At 75.0% G+C, this 26937-nt stretch carries 27 protein-coding genes, 4 tRNA genes and 1 pseudogene; 19 read left to right on the top strand and 13 right to left on the bottom strand.

Annotated elements, in window-relative coordinates; genetic code table 11:
• Nucleotides 1–353: 353 nt before the first annotated feature.
• From O2W16_RS07145 to O2W16_RS21655, 4 genes and pseudogenes are all read left to right on the top strand, one after another.
• Nucleotides 354–1505 (top strand): IS110 family transposase, encoded by a 1152-nt coding sequence (locus O2W16_RS07145; RefSeq protein ID WP_269158113.1) that lies wholly within the window; start codon nt 354–356, stop codon nt 1503–1505.
• 363 nt (nt 1506–1868) lie between these two features.
• Nucleotides 1869–2072: a hypothetical protein gene (locus O2W16_RS07140; RefSeq protein ID WP_269158112.1), complete on the top strand. Its 204-nt coding sequence runs from the start codon at nt 1869–1871 to the stop codon at nt 2070–2072.
• Between the two features lie 141 nt (nt 2073–2213).
• Nucleotides 2214–2414 carry a helix-turn-helix transcriptional regulator gene (locus tag O2W16_RS07135; protein WP_269158111.1) on the top strand — a complete coding sequence of 67 codons (201 nt, stop codon included), beginning with the start codon at nt 2214–2216 and terminating at the stop codon, nt 2412–2414.
• A 244-nt stretch (nt 2415–2658) separates the two neighbouring features.
• Nucleotides 2659–3513 (top strand): annotated as a pseudogene (locus O2W16_RS21655) (tyrosine-type recombinase/integrase); the annotation flags it as partial.
• A 149-nt stretch (nt 3514–3662) separates the two neighbouring features.
• Here the strand turns inward: O2W16_RS21655 and O2W16_RS07130 are convergent.
• Together O2W16_RS07130 and O2W16_RS07125 are read right to left on the bottom strand one after the other, a co-directional pair.
• Nucleotides 3663–3738, bottom strand: a tRNA-Lys gene (locus O2W16_RS07130).
• Nucleotides 3729–4517: a TetR/AcrR family transcriptional regulator C-terminal domain-containing protein gene (locus O2W16_RS07125; RefSeq protein WP_269158110.1), complete on the bottom strand. Its 789-nt coding sequence runs from the start codon at nt 4515–4517 to the stop codon at nt 3729–3731. Before O2W16_RS07125 ends, O2W16_RS07130 begins: the two co-directional genes overlap by 10 nt.
• Nucleotides 4518–4598: 81 nt before the next feature.
• On the opposite strand from O2W16_RS07125, the gene O2W16_RS07120 reads away from it, so the two are divergent.
• Nucleotides 4599–5651: an NAD(P)-dependent alcohol dehydrogenase gene (locus O2W16_RS07120; RefSeq protein ID WP_269158109.1), complete on the top strand. Its 1053-nt coding sequence runs from the start codon at nt 4599–4601 to the stop codon at nt 5649–5651.
• Between the two features lie 548 nt (nt 5652–6199).
• Here the strand turns inward: O2W16_RS07120 and O2W16_RS07115 are convergent.
• Nucleotides 6200–7087, bottom strand: coding sequence for a Rieske (2Fe-2S) protein (locus tag O2W16_RS07115; protein ID WP_269158108.1), 888 nt, complete (start codon nt 7085–7087; stop codon nt 6200–6202).
• Between the two features lie 223 nt (nt 7088–7310).
• Between O2W16_RS07115 and O2W16_RS07110 the strand changes: the two genes are divergently transcribed.
• Entirely contained in the window at nt 7311–7835 is a 525-nt protein-coding gene (locus O2W16_RS07110; protein ID WP_269158107.1) for a GtrA family protein, read from the top strand.
• A gap of 105 nt (nt 7836–7940) precedes the next feature.
• Nucleotides 7941–8267: a hypothetical protein gene (locus tag O2W16_RS07105; protein WP_269158106.1), complete on the top strand. Its 327-nt coding sequence runs from the start codon at nt 7941–7943 to the stop codon at nt 8265–8267.
• A 2-nt stretch (nt 8268–8269) separates the two neighbouring features.
• Here the strand turns inward: O2W16_RS07105 and O2W16_RS07100 are convergent, their stop codons facing one another.
• Nucleotides 8270–8911 carry an AMIN-like domain-containing (lipo)protein gene (locus O2W16_RS07100; RefSeq protein ID WP_269158105.1) on the bottom strand — a complete coding sequence of 214 codons (642 nt, stop codon included), beginning with the start codon at nt 8909–8911 and terminating at the stop codon, nt 8270–8272.
• Between the two features lie 116 nt (nt 8912–9027).
• On the opposite strand from O2W16_RS07100, the gene O2W16_RS07095 reads away from it, so the two are divergent.
• From O2W16_RS07095 to O2W16_RS07075, 5 genes are all read left to right on the top strand, one after another.
• Nucleotides 9028–9100 (top strand) — tRNA-Glu (locus O2W16_RS07095).
• A 57-nt stretch (nt 9101–9157) separates the two neighbouring features.
• A tRNA-Asp gene (locus O2W16_RS07090) sits at nt 9158–9234 on the top strand.
• 24 nt (nt 9235–9258) lie between these two features.
• Nucleotides 9259–9332 (top strand) — tRNA-Phe (locus O2W16_RS07085).
• A gap of 111 nt (nt 9333–9443) precedes the next feature.
• Nucleotides 9444–10178 (top strand): response regulator transcription factor, encoded by a 735-nt coding sequence (locus O2W16_RS07080; RefSeq protein WP_269158104.1) that lies wholly within the window; start codon nt 9444–9446, stop codon nt 10176–10178.
• Nucleotides 10179–10194: 16 nt separating this feature from the next.
• Complete coding sequence (locus O2W16_RS07075) at nt 10195–11685, top strand: sensor histidine kinase (protein ID WP_269158103.1); 1491 nt, start codon at nt 10195–10197, stop codon at nt 11683–11685.
• Between the two features lie 11 nt (nt 11686–11696).
• Here O2W16_RS07075 and O2W16_RS07070 read toward each other — a convergent pair whose 3' ends face one another.
• Nucleotides 11697–12737: a glycosyltransferase gene (locus O2W16_RS07070; RefSeq protein ID WP_269158102.1), complete on the bottom strand. Its 1041-nt coding sequence runs from the start codon at nt 12735–12737 to the stop codon at nt 11697–11699.
• A gap of 267 nt (nt 12738–13004) precedes the next feature.
• On the opposite strand from O2W16_RS07070, the gene O2W16_RS07065 reads away from it, so the two are divergent.
• Entirely contained in the window at nt 13005–14429 is a 1425-nt protein-coding gene (locus O2W16_RS07065) for a hypothetical protein (protein ID WP_269158101.1), read from the top strand.
• 29 nt (nt 14430–14458) lie between these two features.
• On the opposite strand, the gene pcaC is transcribed toward O2W16_RS07065, so the two are convergent.
• From pcaC to pcaH, 5 genes are read right to left on the bottom strand one after another with little or no spacing between them, the layout of a single operon-like run.
• Nucleotides 14459–14875, bottom strand: coding sequence for a 4-carboxymuconolactone decarboxylase (gene pcaC, locus O2W16_RS07060; RefSeq protein WP_269158100.1), 417 nt, complete (start codon nt 14873–14875; stop codon nt 14459–14461).
• Nucleotides 14872–15648, bottom strand: a complete 777-nt coding sequence (gene pcaD, locus O2W16_RS07055; protein WP_269158099.1) for a 3-oxoadipate enol-lactonase — start codon at nt 15646–15648, stop codon at nt 14872–14874. Before pcaD ends, pcaC begins: the two co-directional genes overlap by 4 nt.
• Nucleotides 15645–17006: a lyase family protein gene (locus O2W16_RS07050; RefSeq protein ID WP_269158098.1), complete on the bottom strand. Its 1362-nt coding sequence runs from the start codon at nt 17004–17006 to the stop codon at nt 15645–15647. The genes pcaD and O2W16_RS07050 overlap by 4 nt, the downstream gene beginning before the upstream one ends.
• A gap of 37 nt (nt 17007–17043) precedes the next feature.
• Entirely contained in the window at nt 17044–17724 is a 681-nt protein-coding gene (pcaG, locus tag O2W16_RS07045; RefSeq protein ID WP_269158097.1) for a protocatechuate 3,4-dioxygenase subunit alpha, read from the bottom strand.
• Nucleotides 17721–18488, bottom strand: coding sequence for a protocatechuate 3,4-dioxygenase subunit beta (gene pcaH, locus O2W16_RS07040; protein WP_269158096.1), 768 nt, complete (start codon nt 18486–18488; stop codon nt 17721–17723). Before pcaH ends, pcaG begins: the two co-directional genes overlap by 4 nt.
• Nucleotides 18489–18591: 103 nt before the next feature.
• Here pcaH and O2W16_RS07035 point away from each other — a divergent pair, with 103 nt between their 5' ends.
• The 5 genes from O2W16_RS07035 (at nt 18592) to O2W16_RS07015 (ending at nt 22441) form a co-directional block, all read left to right on the top strand.
• Nucleotides 18592–19335, top strand: coding sequence for an IclR family transcriptional regulator (locus tag O2W16_RS07035; protein WP_269158095.1), 744 nt, complete (start codon nt 18592–18594; stop codon nt 19333–19335).
• 62 nt (nt 19336–19397) lie between these two features.
• Nucleotides 19398–20570, top strand: coding sequence for a 4-hydroxybenzoate 3-monooxygenase (locus tag O2W16_RS07030; protein WP_269158094.1), 1173 nt, complete (start codon nt 19398–19400; stop codon nt 20568–20570).
• 254 nt (nt 20571–20824) lie between these two features.
• Complete coding sequence (locus O2W16_RS07025; RefSeq protein ID WP_269158093.1) at nt 20825–21034, top strand: hypothetical protein; 210 nt, start codon at nt 20825–20827, stop codon at nt 21032–21034.
• A 97-nt stretch (nt 21035–21131) separates the two neighbouring features.
• The gene (locus tag O2W16_RS07020; RefSeq protein ID WP_269158092.1) at nt 21132–21752 is read left to right on the top strand and encodes a hypothetical protein; all 621 of its coding nucleotides are present in this window, start codon (nt 21132–21134) and stop codon (nt 21750–21752) included.
• Entirely contained in the window at nt 21752–22441 is a 690-nt protein-coding gene (locus O2W16_RS07015) for a hypothetical protein (protein WP_269158091.1), read from the top strand. The genes O2W16_RS07020 and O2W16_RS07015 overlap by 1 nt, the downstream gene beginning before the upstream one ends.
• A 17-nt stretch (nt 22442–22458) precedes the next feature.
• On the opposite strand, the gene O2W16_RS07010 is transcribed toward O2W16_RS07015, so the two are convergent.
• The gene (locus O2W16_RS07010; RefSeq protein ID WP_269158090.1) at nt 22459–24075 is read right to left on the bottom strand and encodes a GMC family oxidoreductase; all 1617 of its coding nucleotides are present in this window, start codon (nt 24073–24075) and stop codon (nt 22459–22461) included.
• 26 nt (nt 24076–24101) lie between these two features.
• Nucleotides 24102–24968: an MBL fold metallo-hydrolase gene (locus tag O2W16_RS07005; RefSeq protein ID WP_269158089.1), complete on the bottom strand. Its 867-nt coding sequence runs from the start codon at nt 24966–24968 to the stop codon at nt 24102–24104.
• Nucleotides 24969–25034: 66 nt separating this feature from the next.
• On the opposite strand from O2W16_RS07005, the gene O2W16_RS07000 reads away from it, so the two are divergent.
• On the top strand, nt 25035–25505 hold the full coding sequence (locus tag O2W16_RS07000) for a hypothetical protein (RefSeq protein ID WP_269158088.1): 471 nt from the start codon (nt 25035–25037) through the stop codon (nt 25503–25505).
• Between the two features lie 75 nt (nt 25506–25580).
• On the opposite strand, the gene O2W16_RS06995 is transcribed toward O2W16_RS07000, so the two are convergent.
• Nucleotides 25581–26900 carry a M23 family metallopeptidase gene (locus tag O2W16_RS06995; protein WP_269158087.1) on the bottom strand — a complete coding sequence of 440 codons (1320 nt, stop codon included), beginning with the start codon at nt 26898–26900 and terminating at the stop codon, nt 25581–25583.
• Between the last annotated feature and the right edge of the window lie 37 nt (nt 26901–26937).

Below are 26937 nucleotides of genomic sequence, written 5' to 3'. Positions count from 1 at the left end.
ATCTTTGCTGCGGCCAGTCCACCGCACCCACCGCCAGCCCGGACGCTACCGCCGAGCACTTGCACATAGGAGCTCACTGATGGGATCGGGCTACCGCGGTCGGCCTCTCCGGGGGCAGGCTGCGGGCCAAGGACACCGGGGTCGTGGCGGTCTGACTCCCACATTTGCTGACGCCATCGGGCTGTCTGGAAGGTGACCGGTCGGCCCTCATGGGCCCGGTGTCTGCGGCACGACCGGTCGGGCGGGGTGACTTCAGAGGAGCTTGTGCGACCAGGCCCACTCAGTGTCCTGTCCGCCGTCCCGGCCGTGCGTGCCGCACCTCTCATCAGCCCTGCAGCAGAAGAGGAACGGCGATGTCCAGGTTGGCAGAACGCCACGTCCGCGACCACCTCGAGCGCCCCGAGTGGCCACCGGGTGCGGTGATCGGCGGAGTCGACACCCACAAACACATCCACGTCGCCGCGGTCTGCGACCCCCTCGGCCGCGTCTTGGCCAGCGACACCTTCCCCACCACCACGGCCGGGTTCAAGTCGTTGCTGCGGTTCCTGCGCTCCCACGGCGAGCTGGCCGCGGTCGGCATCGAGGGCACCGGCTGCTGGGGCGGTGGCCTGTCCCGCTGGCTGGCCACCCGCGACGTGCACGTCGTCGAGGTCGACCGGCCCAACCGCCAAGCCCGCCGCCGACGCGGCAAGTCCGACACCATCGACGCCGAAGAAGCCGCCCGCGCCGTCGTGGCCGGCCGGGCCCGAACCGTGCCCAAGACCGGCACGGGACCGGTGGAGATGGCCCGCCAGCTACGGGTGGCCCGCCGCTCGGCGATCAAGCAGCGCACCCAGGCGTTGCTGCAGCTCCAGGCCCTGGCCGACACCGCCCCCGACGAGCTGCGCGACACCGTCAAGAAGCTGCGCTACGCCCAGCTGATCGCGACCGCCGCCCGTTTCCGCCCCGGCGAGCTCACCAGCCCCAGCGCGGCAGCGAAGTACGCCATGAGCGCGCTTGCCCGCCGGATCCAGCACCTCGACGCTGAGATCGAGGGCCTGGACACCCACCTCAAGACCATCCTCACCGCCGCCCACCCAGGCCTGCTCGCCGCCCACGGAGTCGGTCCCGACACCGCCGGCGCCCTCCTGGTCGCCGCCGGCGACAACCCCGAACGACTGGCCACCGAGCAGGCCTTCGCTGCCCTCTGCGGGGCATCCCCAGTGCAGGCCTCCTCCGGCAACACCCACCGCCACCGGCTCAACCGCGGTGGTGACCGCCAGGCCAACAGCGCCCTCTGGCGCATCGTTCTGGTCCGGATGAGATCCCATCAACCGACCCGGGACTACGTCACCCGCCGCACCGCCGAAGGCCTGGCCAAGCGCGACATCATGCGCTGCCTGAAGCGCTACGTCGCCCGCGAGATCTACCACCACATCAATCCGACGCCACCCGCGGTCGCTCATCTGCAGCTCGTCCCGCCAATACCAATGACCACCGGAGAAGCCGCCCTCAGCACCGCTTGACACAAGAGGAGCGTCACCCACGGCCCGAGAACTCGTGGTGACGTGTTCCTGCACGTTCCTCCAGACGCTGAGGGCATGAGCAACAAGGAAGCCCCTAAGAACCGGGCTCGGCGCCGGGAGCGAGTGCACCGGCGGCGCGCGGGCCTGGAGTGCGCGGAGGAGCGACAAGATCCGGCGGCGGACGAACTACCGGCACAGCCCGCTACGGCCGGTCGTGCGAGGCGTGCGGCAGCGACCTCCTGCGCCTGGTGCCACGGCCCGATCACCCCGCGATCCCGGGGCCCTATCCCCAGGTGGTGCTCGGCGACCTGCCGGCACCGCGCCTGGGAGCAGACCCGGGCAGCCAGGTCAGGCCGGTCCGCGGTGGAAGTGGTCGAGCGGGTCGTCGTCACCCCCGGTTCGCCGGCGCAGCCGAGAGCGCCGCGGCACGACGAGTGGGCCGGCGTGCTGCGAGACCTCACCGGGCAGATCGACCGCGGGCTCGTCTACGACCGGGAACTGCTGACGGTCGCCCGCGCGGTCGACGAGGTCATCGCCGCGCTCCGCCGTCGCCCCTACCGCAGGTGACGCCGCGCTCCGGTTGCAGGGGTGACAAGCGGGGGTGACGTAGCTGTCGGCGCCGACTGGCAGCGATTGGGGCTGGTCGACGCCTGCTCTGTGGACCGGCTGCCGACATCCGCAGCCACCGTCCATCACCGGGAGACCGTCATGACCATTCGACTGCTGACCACTGAGGAGGTGGCGGCCCGGTTCCGCACCAGCCCGGCGACCGTCCGCTACTGGCGGCACGTCGGCATCGGTCCGGACGGCGTCCGCGTCGGCCGGCGGGTGCTCTACGACGAGCAGGAGGTCGACCAGTGGTGGCAGTCGAAGGTCGGCGGGGAGAAGGACACCCGCATCCACAGTTGACCGCGCAGCGCCGCCACGTGTCCGCTCCATCGTGCAGGCTCAGCCGGACACGCTTCGCCCGGCACCCCAATGCGACCCGGACAGGAGGTCCCCTGCCGTGGACGGCTCCATCACCCGGATCACGCTGAGCGACGGGTCCTCTCGGTATCGCGCGCGGTACCGAGACCTCGGCGGCCGCCAGCACGAGAAGCGCTTCGTCCGGAAGCTCGACGCCCGACGCTGGCTGGACGAGGCGACCTCAGCGATGGTCACCCAGACCTGGACCGCACCGGAGCGCGGCCGGGTCACGGTCTCGGCGTGGGCGGACCAGTGGCTCGCGGCGCAGACTCAGGTCAAGCCGAGCACCCGGTACCGGTATCTGGGCATCCTCCGCACCCACGTCCTGCCGGCCTGGGGCAGCCACCGACTGGCCGACGTCACCCACGCCGAGGTCGCCCGGTGGGTCGCCGAGCTCCGTGCGAACGGTTCGGCGCCGGCCACCGCGCGTCAGGCGCACCGCGTCTTCTCGCTACTGCTCGCGCTGGCCGTCCGCGACGGCCGCATCCCACGAAACCCCGCCGACCGGGTGCCGCTCCCACGCGTGACCCGCGACGAGCCGCGATTCCTGAGCCGGGAGGAGGTGGAGCGACTGGCCGAAGCGGCCGGTGCCGATGGTGACGTCATCCGGCTGCTCGCCTACACCGGGCTGCGGTTCGGCGAACTGGCCGCGCTACGGGTTCGCCGCGTCGACTTCCTCCGCCGTCGGCTCACCATCGCCGAATCGGTGACCGAGGTGGCCGGCCGACTGGAGTTCGGGACCCCGAAGACGCACCAACACCGGAGCGTGCCTCTCCCCGCTGCGCTGGTCGGTCCGCTGTCGGCGCGATGCGCGGACAAGCCGGGCGACGCCCTGCTGCTGACGACGTCCGCCGGCACCGCACTCCGGCTACGGAACTGGCGTCGGGTGGTCTTCGACCCGGCCGTTCGCGAAGCCGGGCTGGCCGACGTCACCCCACATGACCTTCGGCACACCGCCGCCTCACTTGCTGTCGCCAGTGGCGCGACCATCAAGAGCGTCCAGCGCATGCTCGGACACGCCTCGGCGGCCATGACGCTCGACGTCTACGCCGGCCTGTTCGACGACGACCTCAGCGATCTGGCTGCCCGGATGGACGCCGCGGCGCAGGAGGCCGCAGCGAATCGTGTGGGCGTCTTGTGGGCGCGACCTCCAGCCGACCGCCCCAAGAGCGGGAAACGTGCAGGCCAGCGTGGTGGGCCCCGTGGGGATCGAACCCACAACCCGCGGATTAAAAGTCCGCTGCTCTGCCAGTTGAGCTAGAGGCCCGGTGGGTGCGGGGAGTCCCCAGGCGACCCACGACCGGCGTGGACCTCGGTGGCCCCGCGGCCCGGTGCGAGGTTACCGCTGAGGGCAGCACCGTCCCCGCCCTGTGCCGACCACCGGGCCTCTCGCGCAGCTGCCCGCTCCAGTCCGTCCAGGACCAGGTCCAGACCGAACTCGAACTCCTCGCCGTAGTCGTACCCGGGCTGCAGCACGTGCGCGGTCGCCAGCTCGACGAGGTGCGGGTACGTGCCAGGCGGGAAGTGGGTCAGCATCTCCTGTGCCAGCTCGGCGGTCTGCTCGGGCGTCTCGAACGGCAGCGAACGCTCCTGCAGGGCGAACCCGTAGACGTAGCTGTCGATGGCCGAGAAGGCGTGCGCGGTCAGCCCGACCGAGAAGCCGGCTCCCCGCAGGCAGCCGATGACCGCGTCGTGGTGCGTCAGGGTCGCCTGCCCGGGCGCCGTGCGCGAGTCCATGAGGCCGATCGCCCAGCGGTGCCGGGACAGGACGTCGCGCATCGACACCGCCCGGCGTCGCATCGCCGGCTTCCAGCCGACCCCGGTGGCGGGCAGGTCGACCTCGCCGAAGACCAGGTCGATCATGCCGTCGAGCAGGTCGACCTTGTTCGACACGTGGTGGTACAGCGACATCGCCTCGACCCCGAGGGCCTGGCCCAGCTTGCGCATGCTCAGCGACTCGATGCCGGTCTCACCGGCCAGCGCCACGGCCGCCCGCAGCACCCGCTCCCGGTCCAGCGGCACGCGTGCGGCGTCCGACGGGCTCATGCGACTCCTCTCGTCCTTGACAACCTTACGTTGTAAGGCAGAACCTTACGGCGTAAGGGGCCCATCGACGAAAGCGATCCGATGACACGCACACCGGGAACCGACGCACGCTCCCCGTACCTCGTCCCCGCCGACCGGATGACGGCGGTCGTCCACGACAGCTACGGCACCGACCCGGAGGAGGTGCTCCGGGTCGCGGAGGTCGAGCGGCCGGCCATCGACGCCGACGAGGTGCTGGTGCGGGTGCGCGCCGCGAGCATCGACCGCGGCACCTGGCACGTCATGGCGGGGCTGCCGTACCCCGTCCGCGCCGGGTTCGGTCTGCGGCGACCGAGGGACACCAACCCCGGCCGCAGCCTGGCGGGGGTCGTCACCGCCGTCGGCGCGGACGTCGCCGGCTTCGCACCCGGTGACGAGGTGTTCGGCGTCGGCCGCAGCTCGTTCGCCGAGTACTCCCGCGCCCGGGCCGACAAGCTCGCGCCCAAGCCCGGGAACCTGTCCTTCGAGCAGGCGGCCGCGGTGCCGATCTCCGGGCTCACCGCCCTCCAGGCCGTCCGCGACCAGGGCCAGGTCGCCGCCGGGCAGCAGGTCCTGGTCATCGGCGCCTCGGGCGGTGTGGGCACCTTCGCCGTCCAGTTCGCCGCACACCTCGGGGCCGAGGTGACCGGGGTGTGCAGCGGCTCCAAGGCGGATCTCGTCCGGGCTCTCGGGGCCCAGCACGTCATCGACCACACCCGCGAGGACGTCACCGCCGGGGGGCACCGCTACGACGTCGTCCTCGACATCGGCGGGAACCGCCCGCTCGGCCTGCTGCGCCGGGTGCTCAGCCCCCGCGGCCGGCTGGTCATCGTCGGCGGCGAGACGGGCGGGCGGTGGCTCGGTGGCACCGACCGCCTGCTGCGCGCACAGCTGGTGTCCCCCTTCGTCGGGCAGACGCTGCGGACCTTCCTCTCCTCCGAGAACGCCCGGGACCTGCAGACCCTGCGCGAGCTGATCGAGTCCGCCGCGCTCACGCCCGTCATCGACCAGACACTCCCGCTCGACCAGGTCGCGGCCGGCATCCGGCACTTGGTCGACGGCCACGCCCGCGGCAAGGTGGTCCTCACGGTGCCCGACGACCCGTCGGGTTCCTGACCGGCCGCCAGCGACTGGCTGCTCAGAGCATGGTGAAGATCAGGAAGAGCAGCGCGGTGAGCAGCAGGCTGACCAGCAACGACCCCAGGCACCCGAGCCGGCTGGTGAAGAAGAGGAACACCGCCCTCCGATGCCCGTGGCACCGGCCGGTCAACCGCGGTCAGCCGGGCCGCTGCCGGGTCCGGCGCCTGGGCACAGTCCACCCGCCCGTAGAGGGTCGGCAGGTCGATCGTCCGCCCCGGCGCGTACTCCGCCTCCACCGGACGGGCCGGCAGCGGAGCGAAGCCCGGGGAGTCCAGCGCCACCTCGGTGACGGTGAACGGCGCCGTCCCGGTGTTGCTGAGGTACACCTGGACCTGCCCGCCGATCGCCTCGTCGGAGCCGGACCGCACCACCTCGCCCTCGATGCCGGGCACGTCCGGCAGCGGCGGGCCGGAGCCGGCGGACGGCGACCCACCGGCCGCGCAGCCGGCGAGCAGCACCGCGAGAACCGGGGGTGCGCGACGTCCGCACGCCGCCGAGCGTAGGGCGGCCTCAGCCGCCGGCGGTCACTTCGAGACGTGCCGGTTGGGCAGCTTGCCGAGCACCCGGCCGGCCTCGTACTTGACCTCGAGCCGCTCCTGGGCCGACGCCGTCGGACCCCGGCGCGGCTCGCCGCTGTCCAGGTCGAAGGCCGAGCCGTGCCATGGGCACACGATGCAGTCCGACCCGCGCACCTGCTCCACGGCACCCTCGGCCAGCGGCCCGCCCACGTGCGCGCAGGAGTTGATGAACGCATCGACCCGCGCACCCCGGCGCACCACGGCCAGCGCCACGGGCGTGCCCTGGCCCTCGCCGGTGCGCAGCGCCGGCCGCCCCTCGGGCAGGTCGTCGAGCGGGCCGAGGTCGATCCAGTCGGTGGTGAGCTGCCGGGCGTCGGTGACGGCGTGGTTCGCTCCGGAGGACTGCGCGTAGGACATGTGGCCACCGATCGCCGCCGAGCCGCTGGCCAGGCCGAGGCCGCTGTAGGCCAGCGCCCGTCCGAGCGTGCCGTTGCCCTTGCCACGAGCCACCAGGGAACCGACGTAGAGGCCCAGTGCGGCGACGTTGGCGACGGCGTGGAGTGCCCCCAGCCGGCGGACGGCGTCGTCCTGTTCGGACCAGTCGGCCGCGCCGGCCATCGCGGCGGGCAGGCTCGCCGCCACGCCCGTGCCGATCAGCGCGGTGGCTGCCGGGCGGGCCGGCGGCAGGAGGTCCAGGATCCCGGCCGACAGCCAGGTGCCCACCGGGACCATCGCCAGGATCGGGTGCAGCGGATGGCCGAGCCAGGTGCCGTGCAGCAGGTCCCGGAACGCCTGGGGCTGCAGCACCTTGTTCACCGCCGTCCGGGCGGACTCCAGCTTCGTGTCGAACGACGACACCTCGGACAGGCGGTCCAGCACACCGAACAGGCTCATGCAGCGCCCCATACCCGGTGCGGCCGTCCGGAACCCGCCGTCCGCGTGGTCGGTACCGCTGCGGTCCGGCCACCCGCGACCGGTGCATGACCACGCTCGGTGAGGGAGGTCACGGAGTGTTGCGGGAACGCAGCGGGAATGCACATGCGTCCCACGGGTTGCTGCCGGAAGATGGGCCCCGCTGACCGAGCATGGACCCGTGCTCTCGTCCTGAGGAGGACCCGTGACCTGCCCGTCCCTGCTCCGCCGCACCGCCGTGGACGGCATGCGCCAGGGGCGGCTCGACGGCTGGATCGAGCCGACGCGGGTGCGGGAGCGGTCCAGCGCGGCGCGTGAGCGACTGCAGCAGGACGACGCCCGCGCACAGTTCGCCCGCTTCGTCGTCGTCGGCGGGGTCTCCAGTGCCCTCTACGCCCTGGTGTTCGTCAGCCTGCAGGGCTTCGGCGCGCAGGCCGCCAACCTCGCCGGCGCGATCGCGTCCACGCTGCTGGCCAACGAGATGCACCGCCGGTCGACCTTCCACGCCGGCGGCCGGGTCTCCTGGTTCACCGCCCAGTGGGAGGGCGGCGGCCTGGCCGGGATCGGGCTGGTCGCCACCTCGCTGGCCCTGGCCGGGCTGCACACCCTGACCGGTGACGTGGGCACCGTCGGCCAGCTCGGCCTGATCGCCGCGGTCACCGGCGCGATCGGCCTGATCCGGTTCGTCGCGCTGCGCAGCTGGGTGTTCTCCCCGACTCCCCGCGACTGAGGCCCAGCGACCGAGCTCTCCGAGAGCGATCGCCTCACGACCCGGCGCAACGGCTCGCCGCGGCGGCTGCCCGGGAGCCCGGCGGCCCGCACCTAGGCTGCCCGCATGTCGATCATGGACCGTCCCGCCCGTCTGGCGGCCGGCGCAGCCACCGGGCTGCTGCTGTTCCTGCCGCTGACGGCCTGCAGCTCACCCAGCGTCTCCTGCTCGGGCAACGAGTGCACCGCGACGCTCAGCGGCGACGGCGCCGCGGCCACCGTCCTCGGCACCGAGCTCTCCTTCGGCGGCACCGAGGACGGCCGGGCCAGCCTCACGGTCGGCGACACCAGCGTCTCCTGTGCCGAGGGCGAGAGCGTCTCCGCCGGGCCGCTGTCGCTCACCTGCACGACGGTGGAGCCCGGGTCGGTCGAGCTCAGCGCCTCCCTGGGCTGAGCTCAGCCGGCGTCGGCGACCTCGACCACCAGCCGGGTCGGGTCGCTCAGCGCGGACACCCGGAAGGGCACCTCGGCACTGGTGCCGATCCAGGCGACCGAGGTGCCCTCGAAGGTGGCGTCGTAGACGACGCCCTGCACGGTGTCGGTGCCCGACACCGACACCGGCCCCCGGGCGACCTCCTCGGCGCCGGTCTCGTACGGGTAGCTCGTGCCCTGCAGCGTCACCTGCAGGAACGCCGAGCCGGGGACGTCGACGGCGGCACCGGACCCCTGGGACGACGGCGCGTCGACGTACTCCACCTGCCAGCCGGGGGTGCCGCTGCCGGCGAGCTCGAAGACCACCCGGTCGTACCCCTCGTGCTCGGCGGCGCGGACGGCGGTCACCGTGAGCCCCTCCGGGTCGACCGGGTCGGCGCTGTCAGCCGAGGTGTCCGCGGGGAACTCGGGGGCCGGGCTCTCCGCTCCTGCCTCGGTGGCCTCCGCGGTCGTCTCGGTGGCCTCCGGGGCAGCGCTGCTGGACGACGCGTCCCCGGTCGATCCCGCGCTGTCGGTGTCGGGCTGCGCGGCACAGCCGGCCACCAGCAGGAGGGCGACGGCGAGCCCGACGGAACGGGTCACCCGGGCGGGACGGCGGATCAGCACGGGTGGATGCTGGCACGGTGGACGCGGCCGGCCCGGTCGCCACGCGCACCGGCGACCCCCGGTGGGAGGACCGCCGAGAGGCCATGTATGGTTCTCCCTGCCTCCAGCGACCACGAGCCCCCATCGTCTAGCGGTCCAGGACGCCGCCCTTTCAAGGCGGTAGCACGGGTTCGAACCCCGTTGGGGGCACGCACCATGCACCACAGCGCTAGAGCTCCACGGCACAGCAGTACAGCTCCACAGCAAGGCCCTGTAGCGCAGTTGGTTAGCGCGCCGCCCTGTCACGGCGGAGGTCGCGGGTTCGAGTCCCGTCAGGGTCGCCACCCGGTGTCCAGCACACCGGGTAGGGGCAGGTAGCTCAGTTGGTACGAGCGCTCGCCTGAAAAGTGAGAGGTCGGCGGTTCGACCCCGCCCCTGCCCACCTCACGTCTTCCCCGTCTGCCCGGCCCCGCTCATGGCCGCTGGGCAGGCACTCAGGGACCTCCTGCCCGGCACACAGCGTGTTCTCAGGTCCAGGCCGCACAGTCGGTCCATGACGACCCCCGCTCTCAGCTCCCGCGCCCAGCTCACCCGGCCGGACGGCAGCGCCCTGCGGGTGCTGGTCGTCGACGACGAGCCCTCGATCTGTGAACTGCTGTCCATGGCGTTGCGCTACGAGGGCTGGGACGTCCGCACCGCCCACGACGGCACCGACGCGGTGCGCGCAGCCCGGGAGTTCCGCCCGGACGCCGTCGTTCTGGATGTCATGCTCCCCGACATGGACGGGCTCGAGGTGCTGCGCCGGGTCCGCGCGGACACCCCGCTGGTCCCGGTGGTCTTCCTGACCGCGAAGGACGCGCTGGAGGACCGGATCGCCGGGCTCACCGCCGGCGGCGACGACTACGTCACCAAGCCCTTCAGCCTGGAGGAGGTCGCCGCCCGGCTGCGCGGCCTGCTGCGCCGCACCAGCCGGGTCGTGGCCGACGACGGCCTGCTGGTGGTCGGCGACCTGACCCTGGACGAGGAGAGCCACGAGGTCACCCGGGCCGGGGAGGACATCCGGCTGACCGCCACCGAGTTCGAGCTGCTGCGCTACCTGATGCGCAACCCCAAGCGGGTGCTGTCCAAGGCGCAGATCCTCGACCGGGTCTGGCAGTACGACTTCGGCGGCCAGGGCAACATCGTCGAGCTCTACATCTCCTACCTGCGGCGCAAGATCGACGCGGGCCGCCCGCCGATGATCCACACCCTCCGGGGCGCCGGATACGTGATCAAGCCCGCCGCATGACGTCGGACCACCGCCGGTGACGGGCAGCCCCGCGCGGTCCCGCCGTTCGTTGCGCACCCGGCTGCTCATCGCCTTCGTCGTCCCGCTGGTCCTGGTGCTGGCCCTGGTCGGCGTCGTCTCGGTCACCGCGCTGCGCTCGGAGCTGGTCGGCCAGGTCGACAGCCGCTTGGAGACGGCCGCCGACCGCTCCCAGGACTACGCCACCGGGCGGGGCGGCGGGTGGTTCGACCGCGGGGGCGACGGGCGTGGCGGGCCGGGCGGTCTGGGCGCCCGTGGCCAGGGCGAGAGCACGCTCGGCGCCATGATCATGGACGGGGCCGTCGTCGACTCCGCGGTGCTGGACCAGCGCGGCCAGCCGCTGCCGCTGACCGACGCCCAGGAAACCGTCCTCGCCGAGCTGCCCACCGACGCGGCCCCGGCGACCCGGGACCTCGGCGGCGACCTCGGCGAGTACCGGCTGGTCGCCAACACCATCCCGAACGGGGTGCTGGTGGACGGGCTGCCGTTGGGGGGCGCCGCCGACGCCGTCCGCAACCTGATCGCGGTCGAGCTGCTGGCCGGGCTGGCCGCGTTGTTCGCCGCCGCCGGCGCCGCCGTGCTCGTCATCCGCCGCACCCTGGCGCCGCTGGACCGGGTGGCGGCCACCGCCACCCGCGTCTCCGAGCTGCCGCTGGCCAGCGGCGAGGTGCAGCTGGCCGAGCGGGTGGCCCCGCAGGACACCGACCCGGGCACCGAGGTCGGCCAGGTGGGGATGGCGCTGAACCGGATGCTCGACCACGTCGAGGGCTCGCTGGCCGCCCGACAGGAGTCGGAGACCCGGGTGCGCCAGTTCGTCGCCGACGCCAGCCACGAGCTGCGCACCCCGCTGGCCTCCATCCGCGGCTACGCCGAGCTGGTCCGGCGGCAGCACACCGAGGTCGCCGGGGACGTCGGCCGCGCGATGAGCCGGGTGGAGTCCGAGGCGCTGCGCATGTCGGCCCTGGTGGAGGAGCTGCTGCTGCTGGCCCGGCTCGACGCCGGCCGCGAGCTCGCCGCCGAGGAGGTCGACCTCACCGCCCTGGCCGTCGACGCGGTCAGCGACGCGCACGTCGCCGGCCCGGGCCACCACTGGCAGCTCGACCTCCCCGACACCCCGGTCCTGGTGCGTGGGGACGCCGCCCGGCTGCACCAGGTGCTGGTCAACCTGCTGGGCAACGCCTGCACCCACACGCCCGAGGGCACGACCGTGACCACCCGACTGCGGACGGAGTCCGGCTGGGCGGTCCTGCAGGTCGCCGACGACGGCCCGGGGGTGCCCGCCGGGCTCCAAGGGCACGTCTTCGAGCGGTTCGCCCGCGGTGACGCCTCCCGGTCCCGGTCGGCGGGGAGCACCGGGCTGGGGCTGGCGATCGTGCACGCCGTCGTCACCGCGCACGGCGGCAGCGTGCAGCTGTCCAGCACCCCCGGGCACACCGCCTTCACCGTGCGGTTGCCGCACGCCACGCAGTCCGGTCCCGAGGGCGACTGACCAGCTGCCGCTCAGACCACCGCGGCGTCGGCGGCCACCTGCTCGTAGACCTGGGCGTGCACCTGCTGCACGGCGGCACGCTGCGCGGCCCGCCAGGCACGGTCCACCCGGTCCGGCGCCGGCCGGGTGAGGGCGGCGACCACCGCCGAGGTCAGTGACGCGGCGTCCAGCCCCTGCTCGGGGTCGTTGCCGTACAGGACGACGTCAGCCCACTGCTCGGCGTGCCGGCCACCACTGGGGACGAGGAGCCGGGTGCCGGCGTCGCGGCACAGCTCCACCCAGCCCGAGTGCGTGCCCGTGCGGCGGGGCAGCACCGCCACGTGCAGCCCCTGCAGGTGGCGGACCCAGGCGGCCGGGTCCTGCGGCCAGCTGCGCGCCAGTTCCAGCTCCCCGGCGTCGGCGAGCTCCAGCAGCTCCGGCAGCCGCGCGGCGACGTCGACGTCAGGGTGCACGTCGACCCGCAGCCGGCCGCCACCGGACACCGCGCCCGACAGCGCGGCCCGGACGAGCGCCTCGGGCTCGGCCACCGCCGCACCCAGCCGCCCCAGGTGCAGGCCGACCAGCCGGGTCTCCCGCCCGACGTCGGGGGTGGGCTCGGCCAGCGAGGGGTGAGCGACGACGATCGCCGTCCGGCCGAAGCGGTCGGCGATCTCGTCGGCGGCGCCCCGGGTCAGGGTGAGAACCACCTCTGCGGTGGCCAGCAGGGCACGCAGGTGCGTCCGGTGCCGGGTGCGCCGGAGGGCGCCGTCCGGCGCCTCCCGCGGGGTGAGGTCGTGGACCGTGACCACCAGCGGCACACCGCAGCGGCGCACCGCCGCCGTCCAGGCGTCCAGCTCCTGGGCCGTCAGGTGCTCGTACCCGCCGTGCAGGTGCAGCACGTCGAGGTCCGCGGCATGGGCGGTGAGGTGCTCCGGGTCCAGCCATGGGCTGGGTGAGAGGTCCGGGCCCACCCGGACGACGTCGGCCGGCAGCACTGCCGCGGCGTAGGCGCCGGCGTACGGCACGGTCGCCACCCGCAGCGGGCGGGCCGTCTCCTCGGGCACTGCGGTCACGCGGTGGTACGCCTCCTGCGGTCGATCACTCCGACGCGGCAGGGGCGTTCCTCCTCGACGAGTGGGTGGGTCCAGCGGAACGCCCCTACCCGGTGTAGCCGCTGCCGAACCGAGAGGCAAGGAGGCGCTCCTCCCTCCGGGTGACCGCAGGGCGGCGACCCGTTCCCCGTTCCGGTGGCGGTGCGTGCGGTCGCCCTCCCTGGTCGGTTAGCGTTGCCGGTCGGCCGCCGCGAGGCGGCCGTGGAGCAGCGAGAGGCCGGAGGACCAGTGGGCGGAGCCGCCGAGGAGCGCCCCGGCCCCCCGGTGCCCGACCCGGCCGCTCCCCTGGCACCGGCGCCCGGGCACCGCCGTCGCCGGCCGATCGGGTCGATCCTCAGCGCCGCGCTGCTGGTCGTGCTGCTGGCCGGCGCCGGGCTCTTCGCGCTGCTGCGCGAGGACCCGCTCACCTTCGGTGGCCGCTACGTCACCGACCCCGCCGTCGTCCTCGCCGCAGCCGATCGCGCCTTCAGCGACCACGTGGCGATGCGGCAGGGGGTCCGGAGCGAGGACAGCCGCTGTTGGTTCCAGCTCGAGGACGCCGCCGGCTCCGAGCTGCGCCCGGAGCTGCTGTGCGGCCCGGCGCTGTTCGTCGACGGGCGGGACGACGCCAGCTGGCTCCGGTTCCCCCTGACCGGCACCCCGGCGGGCGGCGACGTGCGGCTGTCGGTCGCCGCCCTGCCGGCCGACCCCGCCCCCCAGCCGCTGACCGACCGCGAGCTGCTCCGCCGGCCGGACCGGGAGGAGCCACCGCGGGGCACCGGCGGGCTGACCGCACCGGCGGTGCCGCAGGCCCCACCCGGCCACACCGCGGTCGGGCCGTTCCCCGACGTCACCTGGACCGAGCCGGCCGGCCCGGCCCGGCTCTCCGGTCCCGCCGCGGCGGTGACGGTGACCGGCCTGGCCCGGCCCGACCGGGTGGGCACCGGGGACGACGCCCGTCGCCCGGCCGAGGGTGAGGAGTTCCTCGCCGTGCGGTACCTGGTCGAGCAGGGCGAGGGCCGCTCCCCCACCCCGCCCGCGATCAGCTACCAGGTCCCCGGCCGGGAGCCGGTCGTCGTCGCCCCGGCGCTGACCGCCCCGGGCGCCACCGTCGAGGCGCTGCTGTCGGTGCCCGCGGACGCCGCCGTCGCCGACCTCGTGGTCGTCGACGCCGGGGTGGAGCAACGGCTGTCGCTGCTCACCGGCGCCCCCGACCCGGGCAACCTGCAGGTGCTGGCGCGCACCTCCCGGGAGGCCGACGTGGACGCCGTCCGGCAGCTGTCGGCGACGCTGAGCGCGCCCGGCCGGGTCTCCGCGTCCCTGCCGGTCACGATCGCGGTCGGCGGCGGCCGGCTCGAGTGGTTCGTCCAGGACGAGCGGCCGGCCGACCCGAGCCGCGCCCTGCTGCTGCTCGACGTGACGATGGCCCTGCCGGACGCCGCGCCCGGTGCGGTGCCGACCGGACTGCTGTCGCTGCGCCTGCCGGACGGGACCACGCTTCCGGCGCTGGACCTGGACGACTCCCCGACGCGGGTGATCACCGCGTTCGACGTGCCGGCCGGGTTCACCGAGGGGACGCTCGTCGTCGCCGGCTCCGCGAGCTTCCCCGACGGCGCCTCGGTCGACCTGGGCACCGGCCGGGCGAGCGTGCCGGTCACCGTCCCCGCCGGCTGACCCCCCCCGGGGCGTCAGCCCTGGGCGCCTCAGCCCTGGGCGCGGAGCTCGGCGAGGATCGGCTTGGCGACGGCCAGCGCGTGGTTGGCCGCCGGCACCCCGGCGTAGACCGCGGTGTGCAGGCACACCTCGGCGATCTCCTCGTCGGTCAGCCCGTTGTGCACCGCCGCCTTCACGTGCAGCGCGAACTCGTCCCAGTGCCGCAGCGACGCGGTGATCGCCAGGGTCAGCATGCTGCGCTCCCGGCGCGCCAGGCCCGGCCGCTGCCACAGGTCACCCCACGCGACCCGGGTGATGAAGTCCTGGAAGTCGGCGGTGAACGGGGTGACCTGGGCGACCGCCCGGTCCACGTGGGCGTCGCCGAGCACCTCCCGGCGCACCCGCATGCCGGCCGCCCGCCGCTGCTCGTCGGTCTCCAGCGGTCCGGTCTCCAGCGGTTCGGTCACGGCGTGCCTCCGGTGGCGTGCGCGATCAGGGCCCGGCTGACCTGCTCGGGCTGTTCCAGGTTGGCCAGGTGCGCGGCCGGGCTGAGGCTGAGCAGCCGAGCGCCGGGGACGCCGTCGGCGATCAGCTGCTGGTGCTCCGGCGGCACCGCCTGGTCCTCGGCGCCGGAGACCACCAGCGTGGGCGCGGTGATCCGGTGCAGGTCGGAGCGCTGGTCCATCGCCGCGATCGCGGCGCAACAGCCGGCGTAGCCCTCGTCGTCGGCAGCCGAGATCATCGCCTGCAGCCGGGCCACCAGCTCGGGGTGGGCGGCGGCGTACGGCGGGGTGAGCCACCGGCTGACCACCGGCTCGGCGATCGCGCCGGTGCCCTCGGCGCGCACCGTGCGCGCCCGGTCGGCCCAGCTGTCGGCGTTGCCGGTGTGCGCCGAGCTGCACAGCACCGCCAGGGTCAGCACCCGCTGCGGCTCGCGCACCGCCAGCCGCAGGCCGGTCATCCCGCCGATCGACACACCGGCGACGTGCGCCCGGGCCACCCCCAGCCGGTCCAGCAGCGCGACGACGTCGTCGGCCAGGTCGTCGATCGTGGCGTCGCCGGGACCCGACGGCGAGCGGCCGTGGCCGCGGGTGTCGTAGCGGACCACCCGGAACCGCTCGATCAGCGCCGGCACCTGCGGATCCCACATCGTCAGGTCCGAGCCGAGCGAGTTGGACAGCAGCAGCACCGGCCCATCGGCCGGGCCCTCGACGACGGCGTGCACCTCGACGGCGGTCATGCGGGTCCTCCTTCTCCTGCGGCGTGGACTGCTGCGGTGGGGTCGGACTGCACCGCGATGGTGTGGGCGGCGAGCGCGGCGTCCACCTGGGCACCGGCCTCCCCGACGTCCGGGGTGCCGTCGGCGACCAGCGCGGCGCCGTCGACGTCGGTGCGCTCGGCCACGAGGTCGGCCAGCGGGCGACCGGACGCAGCCGCCTCCCGCACCGCGGCGGCCGCGGCGTCGTGCGCCGCACCCGCGCCCAGCGCCGGGGTGAGCGCCTCGGCCAGCGCCCGGGCCAGCTGCGGATCACCGGCTGCGGCGACGGTCTGCGCCATCCGCCCGGTGTCCAGCCGCAGCGAGGACAGGCACTCGGCCAGCCAGGACGCCGCGGAGCCGACCGTGCCCAGCAGGTCGGTCAGCGTCGGCCACTCCGCGTGCCAGGTGCCCGCCCCGCGCTCGTGCTCCTGCTCCATCGCGGCGAAGAGGGTGGCGACCAGGCCGGGGGCGCGGCGGGCGCAGGCCCGGGCGGAGACCGCGGCCACCGGGTTGGCCTTGTGCGGCATGGCCGAGGAGCCGCCGCGGCCCTCGGCCACCTCGGCCACCTCGGCGACCTCGGTCTGGGTCAGCAGGACGACGTCCAGCGCGATCGTGGCCACCACCCCGGCCGCCGCACCCAGCACGCCCGCGACGTCGGCGATCGGCAGCCGCACGGTGAACCAGGGCACCTCGGTGGTGGCCAGCCCGAGCTCGGCGGCCAGCTCCCGGCGCAGGTCGACGCCGGAGCCCGAGCTGGCCGCCAGCGTGCCGACCGCCCCGCCGTACTGGACCGGCAGCGCCGCGGCGACCGCGGCGACCCGGGCGCGGGCACCGTCCAGCCCGGCCAGCCAGGTGGCGGCCTTGAGCCCGGCGGTGACCGGCAGCGCCTGCTGCAGCAGGGTGCGGCCCATCAGCACGTCGTCCCGGTGCGCCCGGGCCAGCCGGGCGCAGGTGTCCGCGGCCGCGGCGAGGTCGGTGTCGATCAGGTGCAGGCCGCGCCGGGCCAGCAGCACCGCCGCGGTGTCGACGACGTCCTGGCTGGTGGCGCCGACGTGCACCGCCCGGGCGGCGTGCGGCCCGACGGCGTCCTGCAGCGCCCGGACCAGCGGGGGCACCGGGTTGCCGGCGTCCCCGGCCCGGGCGTAGACCGCCGGCAGGTCCAGCGCGGACGGGTCAGCGCACACCCGGCTGACCTCCTCCGCGGCCGTGCCGGCCACCAGGCCGACCCGGGCGGCGGCGCGGGCCAGCGCACCCTCCACCTCCAGCAGGGCCACCAGCCACGCATCCCCGGCGGTGCCGGCCGAGACGGGGCCGCGGGCGAAGGTCGCGTCGAGGATCACGCGCCCATCCTGGCGGGTGCTCCCACGTGGCCGGTGCTCACACCGCGAAGAAGACGGTCTCGTCCATGCCCTGGGCCGCGCAGCCCTGCAGGTGGATGTCGAGCACGTAGCCGTCCTCGCTGGGCTGGGCGATCAGCGTGGCGCGCGAGGCGTCGTCCGGCAGGCTGCGCAGCACGGCGTCCTCGGTGTTGGCGGCGGCCTCGTCGGCGAAGTAGATGCGGGTGACGAGCCGGTCGAGCAGGCCGCGGGCGAAGACCGAGACGTCGACGTGCGGCGCCTGCAGCCCGCCGTCCCCGTCGGGCACCCGGCCCGGCTTGAGCGTGCGGACGGCGTAGGCACCGCCGTCGACCGTGTGCGACCGCCCCACGCCACGGAACCCGGGGGTGGTGACGGCGCCGCGCGGGTCGTCCGGGTGCGCGAAGCGGCCGTCGGGGTCGGCCTGCCAGGTCTCGATCATGCCGTCGGGCACGAGGTCGCCGTTGCCGTCGAAGACCCGGCCGCGCAGCCAGATGGCGCCGGGCGTCCCCTCGGCCACGACGTCCGGGCCGGCGGCCCAGGTCAGGCCGATCGCCAGGTACGGCCCGACCGTCGAACTGGGGGTCGTGCCCAGCCGGAAGGGCTCGGTCAGGAAGCCGGTGCCGCGTCGCGGCGTCCCCTGCCGGCGGTCGTTGGTCTCGTCGGCGGCCAGCACCAGGGGGGACAGTCGGTCGGCGCTCACGCGACATCTCCGTCGTCGTCGGTCTCGAAGGGGGTCTGCTCGCGGCCGCGCAGCACGATGTCCCACTGGAACGCCAACGCCCAGTTCGGCTGGCTGCGCTCCAGGTCGAACCGGCTGATCGCCCGGTGCCGTGCCGTGGTGGGCATGGAGTTGAAGATCGGGTCCTGCCCGAACAGCGGGTCGTCCGGGAAGTACATCTGGGTGACCAGTCGCTGGGTGAACGCCTGGCCGAAGAGGCTGAAGTGGATGTGCGCCGGCCGCCAGGCGTTGTGGTGGTTGCCCCACGGGTAGGCGCCGGGCTTGACGGTGGTGAACTCGTAGCGCCCCAGGTCGTCGGTCACCACCCGGCCCAGCCCGTCGAAGTGCGGGTCCAGCGGAGCGGGCCAGTTGTCGACCACGTGCCGGTAGCGGCCGGCGGCGTTGGCCTGCCAGATCTCCACGAGCGCGTGCGGCACCGGGCGGCCGTCGCTGTCGAGCACCCGGCCGTAGACGATGATCCGCTGGCCCTGGGCCTCGCCGCCCTCGCGCAGGGTCAGGTCGGCGTCGGCGGCGGCGACCATGTCCTCGCCGAGCACCGGGCCGGTGATCTCGGTCAGCCGGTGCGGCAGGTCGACCGGGGTGCGCAGCGGCGCCCGGGACGCCGTGCTCTTGTAGCCGGGGTAGGCCACCGGGGTGCGCCGTTCGGCGGGCTCCCGGAGGTAGCGGGGCAGCACCAGCGCACTGTCCGACGCCGGTCGCGGCTCGCGAGATGTGGTCCCGGTCATGCCCGGACCGTACGGCCCGGCAGTACGCTGCCGGAAGCAACTGCTTCCGCTGAGCAGAAGGTGGGACGACGTGGCCGGTGGTGCTGCCGCAACCGGTCGATCGGTGACCTCGCGGGCGCTCGGCGTCCTGGACGCCTTCGACGCCGCCCATCCCCGGCTCAGCCTCTCCGAGGTCGCCGAGCGCTCGGGCACCCCGTTGACCACCACCCACCGGCTGCTGGCCGAACTCGCCGCCTGGGGCGCCCTGGTCCGGCGCAGCGACGGCCGCTACGAGGTCGGCCGCAAGCTCTGGGACCTCGGGCTGCTCGCCCCGGTCGACCTGGAACTGCGCCAGGTCGCCTCCCCCTTCCTGCTCGACGTGCACACCGCCACCCGCGACACCGTGCACCTGGCGGTCCGCGAGGGCACCAAGGCGCTCTACGTCGAGCGGATCTCCGGCCGCGAGTCGGTGCCGGTGGTCAGCCAGGTCGGCAGCCGGCTGCCGCTGCACGCCACCGGGGTGGGCAAGGTGCTGCTCGCCTCCGCGCCGGACGACGTCCTGGAGCAGGTGCTCCGGCAGCCGACCCGGGAGACCCGGCACACCGTCGTCGACGCCGGGCTGCTGAGCCGGGAGCTCGCCGAGGTGCGCCGCCGCGGCTGGGCCCGGACCGCAGAGGAGATGAGCCTGGGCGCGGCCTCTGTGGCCGTCCCGGTGACCGTCGAGCGGCTGTCCGGGCCGGTGGTGGTCGCTGCGCTGGGCATCGTCGTCCCGGCCCACCGCCGCGACGTGGCCCGGCTCGCCCCGGTGCTGCAGGTGGCGGCCCGGGGCATCGGCCGGGCCCTGGCGCGCACCGAGCAGTTCCGTTGATCCTTCCGTCCAGCGGGAGGGAGGGGTCGCCCGCGGTCGGCGGCCCGGGTCACACTCGGCCGATGCGCACCCAGGTGGGGATCATCGGAGCCGGCCCGGCGGGACTGCTGCTGTCCCGCCTCCTGCAGCTGCAGGGCATCGACACCGTCGTCCTGGAGAACCGCTCCCGCGACTACGTCGAGGCCCGGATCCGCGCCGGCATCCTGGAGCAGCACACCGTCTCCACGCTGATCGACGCCGGCATGGGCGACCGGCTGCAGCGCGAGGGCCTGCCGCACGACGGCATCTTCCTGCAGTACCCGGGCACCCGGCACCACCTGGACTTCCCCGAGCTGTGCGGGCGCAAGGTCTGGGTCTACGGCCAGACCGAGGTGACCAAGGACCTCATCTCCGCCCAGCTCGCCGGCGGCCCGCCGCTGCTGTTCGAGGTCTCCGACGTGACCCCCGAGGACGTCGACACCGACCACCCGCGGATCCGGTTCACCGACGCCGACGGCGTGCCCCAGGTGCTCGAGTGCGACGCCATCGCCGGCACCGACGGCTTCCACGGCGTCTCCCGCCCGGTCGTCACCGCCGGCACCTCGGGCCGGCTGTGGGAGCGCACCTACCCCTACGCCTGGCTGGGCATCCTGGCCGACGTCGCCCCGTCGGAGGAGGAGCTGGTCTACGCCTGGCACCCCGACGGCTTCGCGCTGCTGTCGATGCGCTCGCCATCGGTGTCGCGGCTGTACCTGCAGGTCGACCCGGACGAGAAGATCGAGGACTGGTCCGACGACCGGATCTGGGACGGGCTGTCCACCCGCTTCGCCCTCGACGGCTGGGAGCTGGAGACCGGCCCGGTCACCGAGAAGTCGATCCTGCCGATGCGCTCCTTCGTCAGCGCGCCGATGCGCCGCGGCCGGCTCTTCCTGGCCGGCGACGCCGCACACATCGTCCCGCCGACCGGGGCCAAGGGCCTCAACCTCGCGGTCGCCGACGTCACCCTGCTCGCCACCGCGCTGGTCCGCCTGCTGGCCGAGGAGCAGACCGACCTGGTCGACAGCTACTCCGACCGGGCGCTCGCCCGGGTCTGGCGCTGCACCCACTTCTCCTGGTGGATGACCTCCATGCTGCACCGCGCGGGCGACGACTTCGACGCCGAGCTGCAGCTGTCCCAGCTCCGCCGGGTCTGCTCGTCGGAGGCCGCGGCCCGCGAGCTGGCCGAGAACTACACCGGCCTCCCCCTCGACACCTGAAGCCGCCCCCCGTCCGGCTCACTCCCCCCACCACCAAAATGGCCATTTTGGTGGTGGGAGTGACGGTCTGGGACGCTGGGCCGGGCTGTCGCGGGCTGGCGTGCACTGGCAGAATCTGCTGAGGCGGATCGTCCACCTCGGGTCGACAAGTCGACGTCAACTGTCAGACTTCCCGCATCGGGTGATCGACTTCGGCTACTTCTGCCCAGCGCAACGCCGGACACGGACCAGTCCCCACCACTAACTTCTCCAGCATGCTCTCGACGCTCCTGACCATCGCCGGCGTGCTCGTGGGGCTGTTCGTCCTGCTCTCCCTGATCGTGCACCTCAGTGCCCGCCCGGCCACCCGGGGCAGCACCACGGGCACCCGCGCACCGGGCTGGGTGAGCGACGCCGGGCAGCCGCACCCCGACCCGTGGGCCCCGCTCTCGACCACGAGCACCCAGATCCGCGCGGTCCGCTGAGCTGACCCACGCCTGACCCACGCCGCGACCTCGGCCGGGCCGGGCTGCCCCGCGGCGGTCCGGCGCAGGAGTTCCGGCCCCGGCTAGGCTCGCCGCGATGACCAGCGACTCGCCCGCGCTGCAGGTCTACCCGATCGGTCAGCTGATCGGTGTCCGCGCGGTCGTGGACCAGTTCGACGTCCGGGTCGGCGCGGCCCTGCACAGCCTCACCTCGGCCGAGTTCGGGGTCTGGGCGATGGCGCACGGGCCGGCCGACCACCAGCCGCGCCCGTGGACCCCCGACGCACTGGCCGCGCAGGCCGAGGCGGTGGGCCTGCCCGACTGCGCGCAGCGGCTGGCCCGACTGCAGGAGCAGGGGCTGGTCGCCCTCGCCGCGCCGGGCACCGACTCGGCCCGCGACCTGGCCCGCCGGGTCCGGATGGTGCCCCTGGTGCTGGGGCTCGGGAACAGCGCCGCCGCGCCGGACGCCTACGCGGTCGGGTTGCCCGGCCGTCCGCTCGCCGTGCTGTCGGCCGCCGCCTACGACCTGTTCGAGTGGGCGCACATGGAGACCAGCCTGTGGCGGGCCTGCGAGGGCGCCGCGGCCACCGCCGCACGGGTGGGCATCACCGACCCCTTTGCCACCGACCCGGACGCGCTGCTCACCTCGCTGCTGGAGGACCTGCACCGGCTCCTCACCCCCAACGCCGTCCACCTGGACACCTGGGCGGTGAGCTGATGGCCACCGCCGACCCGGTGCCCCCCGCGGAGGAGGCGCTCGTCTTCCCCGTCGGCCACCCCATGGGCGCCTTCCACCAGCACCGCGGGGAGCCGCCGAGCTACTGGGTGGTGCGACTGGGCTGGGACAGCCCGCTGCTGGGCGACCAGACCACCGCCGACGTGTGGACGCTGACGCACGGGGTGCCCAGCCGGGTGCAGGACGGCGTGCCGTGGACCCGCACCGCGGTCCGCCAGGCAGCCGAGGAGGCCGGGGTCCCCGACTGCGATCTCGTGCTCGACGCGCTCATCACGCGGGGGCTGGTGGCCGAGCTCGTCCCCGGCTCCGAGCCGGCCGCCGAGTTCGCCCGCACGCACCGGGTCCAGTCGCTGCTGCTCGGGCTGGGTGAGCCGCCCGGCCGGCCGGGCGTCGACGGGATCGGCCTGCTGGGCACCCCGCCATCGGCCCTGGTGGGGCCGGCCACCTACGAGTTCTGGCAGTGGGCCCACCTGTGGCCGACGCTGGCCGACGCGGCCGTCGGGCTGGCCGAGATGGCCGGCCAGGCGCCGGACCCGGACCCGGCCGACACCGACCCCGCCGCGGTGCTGGACCGGTCGTTCCGGGAGCTGCACCGGCTGCTGTCCGGCAACGCCGTCTACCTGGACCGGTCCCTGGCCGTGGCCGACGCGGCCCGCGACGCCGGCGGCTGAGCCGGCCGGGTGGTCCGTCAGCCGCCGCCGGTCATCAGCTCGGCGGCCCGCTCGCCGATCGCCACGGCCGTCGCCGCCGGACCGCGGGAGGGCACGACCGGCATCACCGAGGTGTCGACGACCCGCAGTCCCGCCACCCCTCGCACCCGCAGGTGCTGGTCGACCACCGCACCGGGGTCGGCGGCCGGCCCCATCCGGGCGCTGCCGGCCAGGTGCACCGCGGTCGCCAGGTGCGCCCGGGTCCACCGGTCCAGCTCCCGGTCGTCGGCCAGGACGTCGTCGGGCAGGCCGGTGCGCTCGGCGACCAGCGGCGCGAAGGCCGGGGTCCGCAGCAGCTCGGCGGCCAGCCGGACGCCGGCCCGCAGCTGTCGCCGGTCGGCGTCCTCGGTCAGGTAGCGGTACTGGATCCGTGGCTGCACCAGCGGGTCGGCGGTGGTCAGGCTGATCCGGCCGCGGCTCTCCTCCTGCTGCAGCGCGACGGCGAGGTAGAGGTCGTCCCGCCGGCGCGCGGAGTCCAGCAGCCGGGGCACGGAGGCCCCCCGCAGCGCCCGCAGCGTCGCCGCGGGCCGGCGCAGCACCTCGGCGACGCCGGACAGCGCCGAACCCGACGACCGCGACAGCATCACCTGCCGGAACGGCTTGAGCCAGGGCATGACCTCGAGGTGGTCGGCGGTGTTGAGCGCGGTCGCCAGCGGGAGCATCCCGCGGGGCATCGGGGTGCGCCGGGACGGCCGGTAGGTCACGTAGACGTCGGGGTGGTCGCTGAACCCCTGGCCCACCCCGGGCACGTCGGCGACGACGGCGACGCCGGCGGCCCGCAGGTGGTCGGCGGGGCCGATCCCGGACAGCAGGAGCAGGTGCGGGGAGCCGACGGCGCCGGCCGAGAGCACGACCTCCGCAGCGCGCACCGGGCCGCGGTCGGTCTGCACGCCCACCGCCCGACCGTGCTCCACCAGCACCCGGGTCGCCCGCACCCCGCCCCGCACGGTCAGCCCGGGCTGCCCCCGGCGCGGGGAGAGGTAGGCCATCGCGGTGTTGACCCGCACGCCGTCGGCGACGGTGAACGGCACCGGGCCGTGCCCGGGCGGGCCGTCGGCGTTCTTGTCCGGCTCGGCCGGGAAGCCCAGCGCGGCACAGGCGCCGGCGAAGGCATCGGTGACGGGGTGCGGCTCGTGCACCCGGGTGACCGGCAGCGGGCCGGTCGAGCCGTGCCCGGGCCGGTCGCCGTAGTCGGCGTCGCTCTCGCACCGGGCGAAGGCCGGGCGCAGCGCGTCGGCCGACCACAGGTCGTTGCCCGCGGCGGCCCAGCCGTCCAGGTCGGCGCGGGTGGCCCGGATGAAGTAGGTGCCGTTCAGCGAGCTGGACCCGCCCAGCACCCGGCCCCGCGGCACCGGCCAGCGCAGGTCGTCGGTGAGCTCACCGGTGAGCTCCCAGTTCGCGGGGTGGCCGGGCGTCGCGGCCCCCATCGTCGCGGCGTCCCGGATCGTCGCCGGGAAGTCCTCCGGCCGCGGGTGGTCGGCGCCGGCCTCCAGGACCAGCACCCGCCGTCCGGCGTCGACCAGCCGCGCCGCCAGCGCGCAGCCCGACGACCCGGCGCCGACGACCACGACGTCCCACTCCTCGGCCGGCTCCACCCCCGGAACAGTAGGACGGCGGCCGGTCAGGCCGGCCGCACCCGGTCAGCGGCGAGCTCCACCCGGCCCTCGGCGGCCAGCTTGGCCAGCGTGGCCCGGGTCGACTGGGCGGCGGCCGCCCAGACGGCCCTCGGCACGGCCGCGTAGACGACGGCGACCAGCTCCTGGACCGTCCGGGCGCCGGCCGCGAGGGCGTCGAGCAGCTGCTGCTCCCGGTACGCCCGGTGCGCCAGGTAGAACCGCAGCACCGCCCCCGGATCGGCGGTCAGCTCGGGCCCGTGGCCGCAGTACAGCGCCGAGGGCCCCAGGTCGTGCACCCGCCGCAGCGACTCGAGGTAGGCGAGCACGTCACCCTCGGGGTGGGTGACCACGGAGGTGCCCCGGCCGAGCACGTGGTCGCCGACCAGCACGGCCCCGGAGGCCAGCCGGAAGGCCAGGTGGTCGGCGGTGTGCCCGGGCGTCGGGACGACGTCCAGCGTCGTGCCCGCCAGCTCCAACCGCTCCCCCGCCCGGAGCAGCCGACCGCCCCGGCCGGCGACCTCGGGCGTGGCGGCGGCGACCGGTGCACCGAAGTGCCGACCCCAGGGCAGCGCCGCCTCGGCGTGGTCGGCGTGGTGGTGGGTGACCAGCACGGCCACCACCCGGGCGTCGCGTGCGGCCAGCGCGGCCTCGACGGCGGCCAGGTGCCCGGCGTCGTCCGGCCCGGGGTCGACGACGACGGCCTGACCCGAGCCCGGCTCGCCCACCAGGTGGGTGTTCGTGCCGTCCAGCGTCATCGGCGAGGGGTTCGGTGCCAGCACCCGCGTGACCAGCGGCTCCGGGTCCGCGACCGGGGCCATCTCCCCGGGCGCGGGCAGCGCCCAGCTGGTCCGCGGGTCGACGGGGGCGGTCACGCGGAGCACCGTAACCGGCCCGGCGGGCGCCGGTGCCCTCCGCCGGCAGCGGATACCGTCGAGGCCATGCGCGCACTCGCCACCCCCTTCCGCGCCGGTCTCGCCACCGTGGCCGTCGTCCTCCTGTCCGCGTGCGGCAGCGACGACGAGCAACCCGACGCCGCGTCGACCGCCAGCAGCCCGAGCAGCAGCGCCGCCAGTCCGGCCACCACCTCCGAGGAGGAGGTGCAGGCGTTCTGCACCGAGGCCGAGGCCGTGCTCACCGCCCCCGACGCAGCCGAGCTGACCCAGGAGGAGCTGCTCGACCAGAGCATCGCCGAGCTGGAACAGCTGGACCCGCCGGCCGAGATCAGCGCCGACTGGGACGTCCTGGTCGACACGTTCGTCGGCATCCGGGAGACCATCGGCAGCGTCGACCTGACCACCCCGGAGGGCCTGGCCAGCGCGGAGCAGTCGCTCGCCGAGATCGAGGCGCAGGCGACCGAGTCCCAGACCCGGCTGGACGCCTGGATCACGGAGAACTGCGACAACGCCTGACCCCCGACGCACCGCGGCCCGACCCCCTCCCCAGGGTGCCGGGCCGCGGTCGGCTGCAGGGTCGTCGCCCAGGGCTCAGCCGCAGCCCCGGATCGTGATGCCGCGGGCCCGCAACCACGGCACCGGGTCGACCTGGCCACTGTGCATCGCCCCGCCGGGGTGGACCTCGAAGTGCAGGTGCGGCCCGGTCGACTGACCCCGGTTGCCCACCTCGGCGATCTGCTCACCGGCCGCGACCCGCTCCCCGGCGCGGACGAAGAACCGGTTGACGTGGCCGTACACGGTGATCGCACCGTCGTCGCCGCGGAGGTAGACCGCCAGCCCGAAGCCGGTCGCCGGCCCCGCCCGCTGGACGACCCCGGCCGTCGCAGCCCGCACCGGCGTGCCGATCGGCGCGCCGATGTCGACGCCGAAGTGGGTGACCCCCCAGCGTGAGCCGTAGCAGCTGCTGGTGATGCCGACGGTCGGCCGGGCGTAGCCGGAGCCGGCGGTGTCGGCGTCCGCCACGAGGGCCTGCCGGTCGTCGGCGAGCGCCTGGGCGCGGGCCTGCTCCTCGGCCAGCCGGGCAGCGGCCTCCTCGGCCGCCTTCTGCTCCTGCCAGACCTGGTAGGCGTTCCGGGCTCCCTGCAGGGTCAGCAGCTGCACCTGGGCGTCCTGCAGCTGCTGGTCCAGCGCCGCCTTGTCCGCGGTCACCTGGGTGTACACCGACTGCTGGTTGGCCAGCTGCCGCTCGGCCTCCACCCGGGCCGCCTCGGCCGCCACCTCGGCCGCCACCTTCTCGTCCCGGGCCGCCCGCGCGGCCGCGTCGGCCTGGGCCTGCACCACCCGGGCCGCCTCCATCGCCCCCAGGACGTCGACCTGGTGATCGCCGACGTAGGACAGCATCGCGGCCTTCTGTACCAGCTCGGCCGGCCCGCCGACGTCCAGCAGCGCCATCTCGCTGGTGAGCTCGCCACCGTTCTTGTAGGTGTCCCGGGAGAACTCGGCGATCCGCGCCTGGGCGGCGGCGACGGCGTCGGCCGCGGCCTGCAGGTCCTGCGCCGTCCGTGCGGCTGCGGCCTCGGCCTGCACCCGGGCCTCCTCCGCCGCCAGGTAGACGGTGCCGGCGGCCTCGGCCAGCACCTGGACCTGCTCCAGCTGCGCCTCGGCGGCGGCCACCTGTGCGGCGATCCGGCCGACCTCGGCCGCGGCCGCGTCCTGCGCCGACTGCGCACCGGTCAGCTGCTCGTCACTGGGGTTCACCGGCTCGGCCCGCGCGATGCCGCCGCCGGCCCCGACCAGCACGGCCGCGACGGCTGCGGTGAGCGCACCGGCCAGCAGTCGGGACGGCCGGCGGCGTCCGGCGCGGACCCGGCGGACGGCCGCCGTGGCCGGGCGGCGCACGTGCTGCGTCATGGTCGCTCCCTGGGGAAGAGGGATGGACGGGTGGGCT

Origin of the sequence: Modestobacter sp. VKM Ac-2984 (genome assembly GCF_026967985.1) — a bacterium.
GTDB lineage: Bacteria > Actinomycetota > Actinomycetes > Mycobacteriales > Geodermatophilaceae > Modestobacter.
This window is presented reverse-complemented; position numbering and strand designations above follow the sequence as displayed.

Bases quoted from the DNA above. Each gene is read 5' to 3' on its own strand.
- O2W16_RS07145 (WP_269158113.1), top strand. From the start codon at position 354: ATGTCCAGGTTGGCAGAACGCCACGTCCGCGACCACCTCGAGCGCCCC.
- O2W16_RS07135 (WP_269158111.1), top strand. From the start codon at position 2,214: ATGACCATTCGACTGCTGACCACTGAGGAGGTGGCGGCCCGGTTCCGC.
- O2W16_RS07125 (WP_269158110.1), bottom strand. From the start codon at position 4,517: ATGAGCCCGTCGGACGCCGCACGCGTGCCGCTGGACCGGGAGCGGGTG.
- O2W16_RS07120 (WP_269158109.1), top strand. From the start codon at position 4,599: ATGACACGCACACCGGGAACCGACGCACGCTCCCCGTACCTCGTCCCC.
- O2W16_RS07115 (WP_269158108.1), bottom strand. From the start codon at position 7,087: ATGAGCCTGTTCGGTGTGCTGGACCGCCTGTCCGAGGTGTCGTCGTTC.
- O2W16_RS07105 (WP_269158106.1), top strand. From the start codon at position 7,941: ATGTCGATCATGGACCGTCCCGCCCGTCTGGCGGCCGGCGCAGCCACC.
- O2W16_RS07080 (WP_269158104.1), top strand. From the start codon at position 9,444: ATGACGACCCCCGCTCTCAGCTCCCGCGCCCAGCTCACCCGGCCGGAC.
- pcaD (WP_269158099.1), bottom strand. From the start codon at position 15,648: ATGACCGCCGTCGAGGTGCACGCCGTCGTCGAGGGCCCGGCCGATGGG.
- pcaH (WP_269158096.1), bottom strand. From the start codon at position 18,488: ATGACCGGGACCACATCTCGCGAGCCGCGACCGGCGTCGGACAGTGCG.
- O2W16_RS07030 (WP_269158094.1), top strand. From the start codon at position 19,398: ATGCGCACCCAGGTGGGGATCATCGGAGCCGGCCCGGCGGGACTGCTG.
- O2W16_RS07025 (WP_269158093.1), top strand. From the start codon at position 20,825: ATGCTCTCGACGCTCCTGACCATCGCCGGCGTGCTCGTGGGGCTGTTC.
- O2W16_RS07020 (WP_269158092.1), top strand. From the start codon at position 21,132: ATGACCAGCGACTCGCCCGCGCTGCAGGTCTACCCGATCGGTCAGCTG.
- O2W16_RS07015 (WP_269158091.1), top strand. From the start codon at position 21,752: ATGGCCACCGCCGACCCGGTGCCCCCCGCGGAGGAGGCGCTCGTCTTC.
- O2W16_RS07000 (WP_269158088.1), top strand. From the start codon at position 25,035: ATGCGCGCACTCGCCACCCCCTTCCGCGCCGGTCTCGCCACCGTGGCC.
- O2W16_RS06995 (WP_269158087.1), bottom strand. From the start codon at position 26,900: ATGACGCAGCACGTGCGCCGCCCGGCCACGGCGGCCGTCCGCCGGGTC.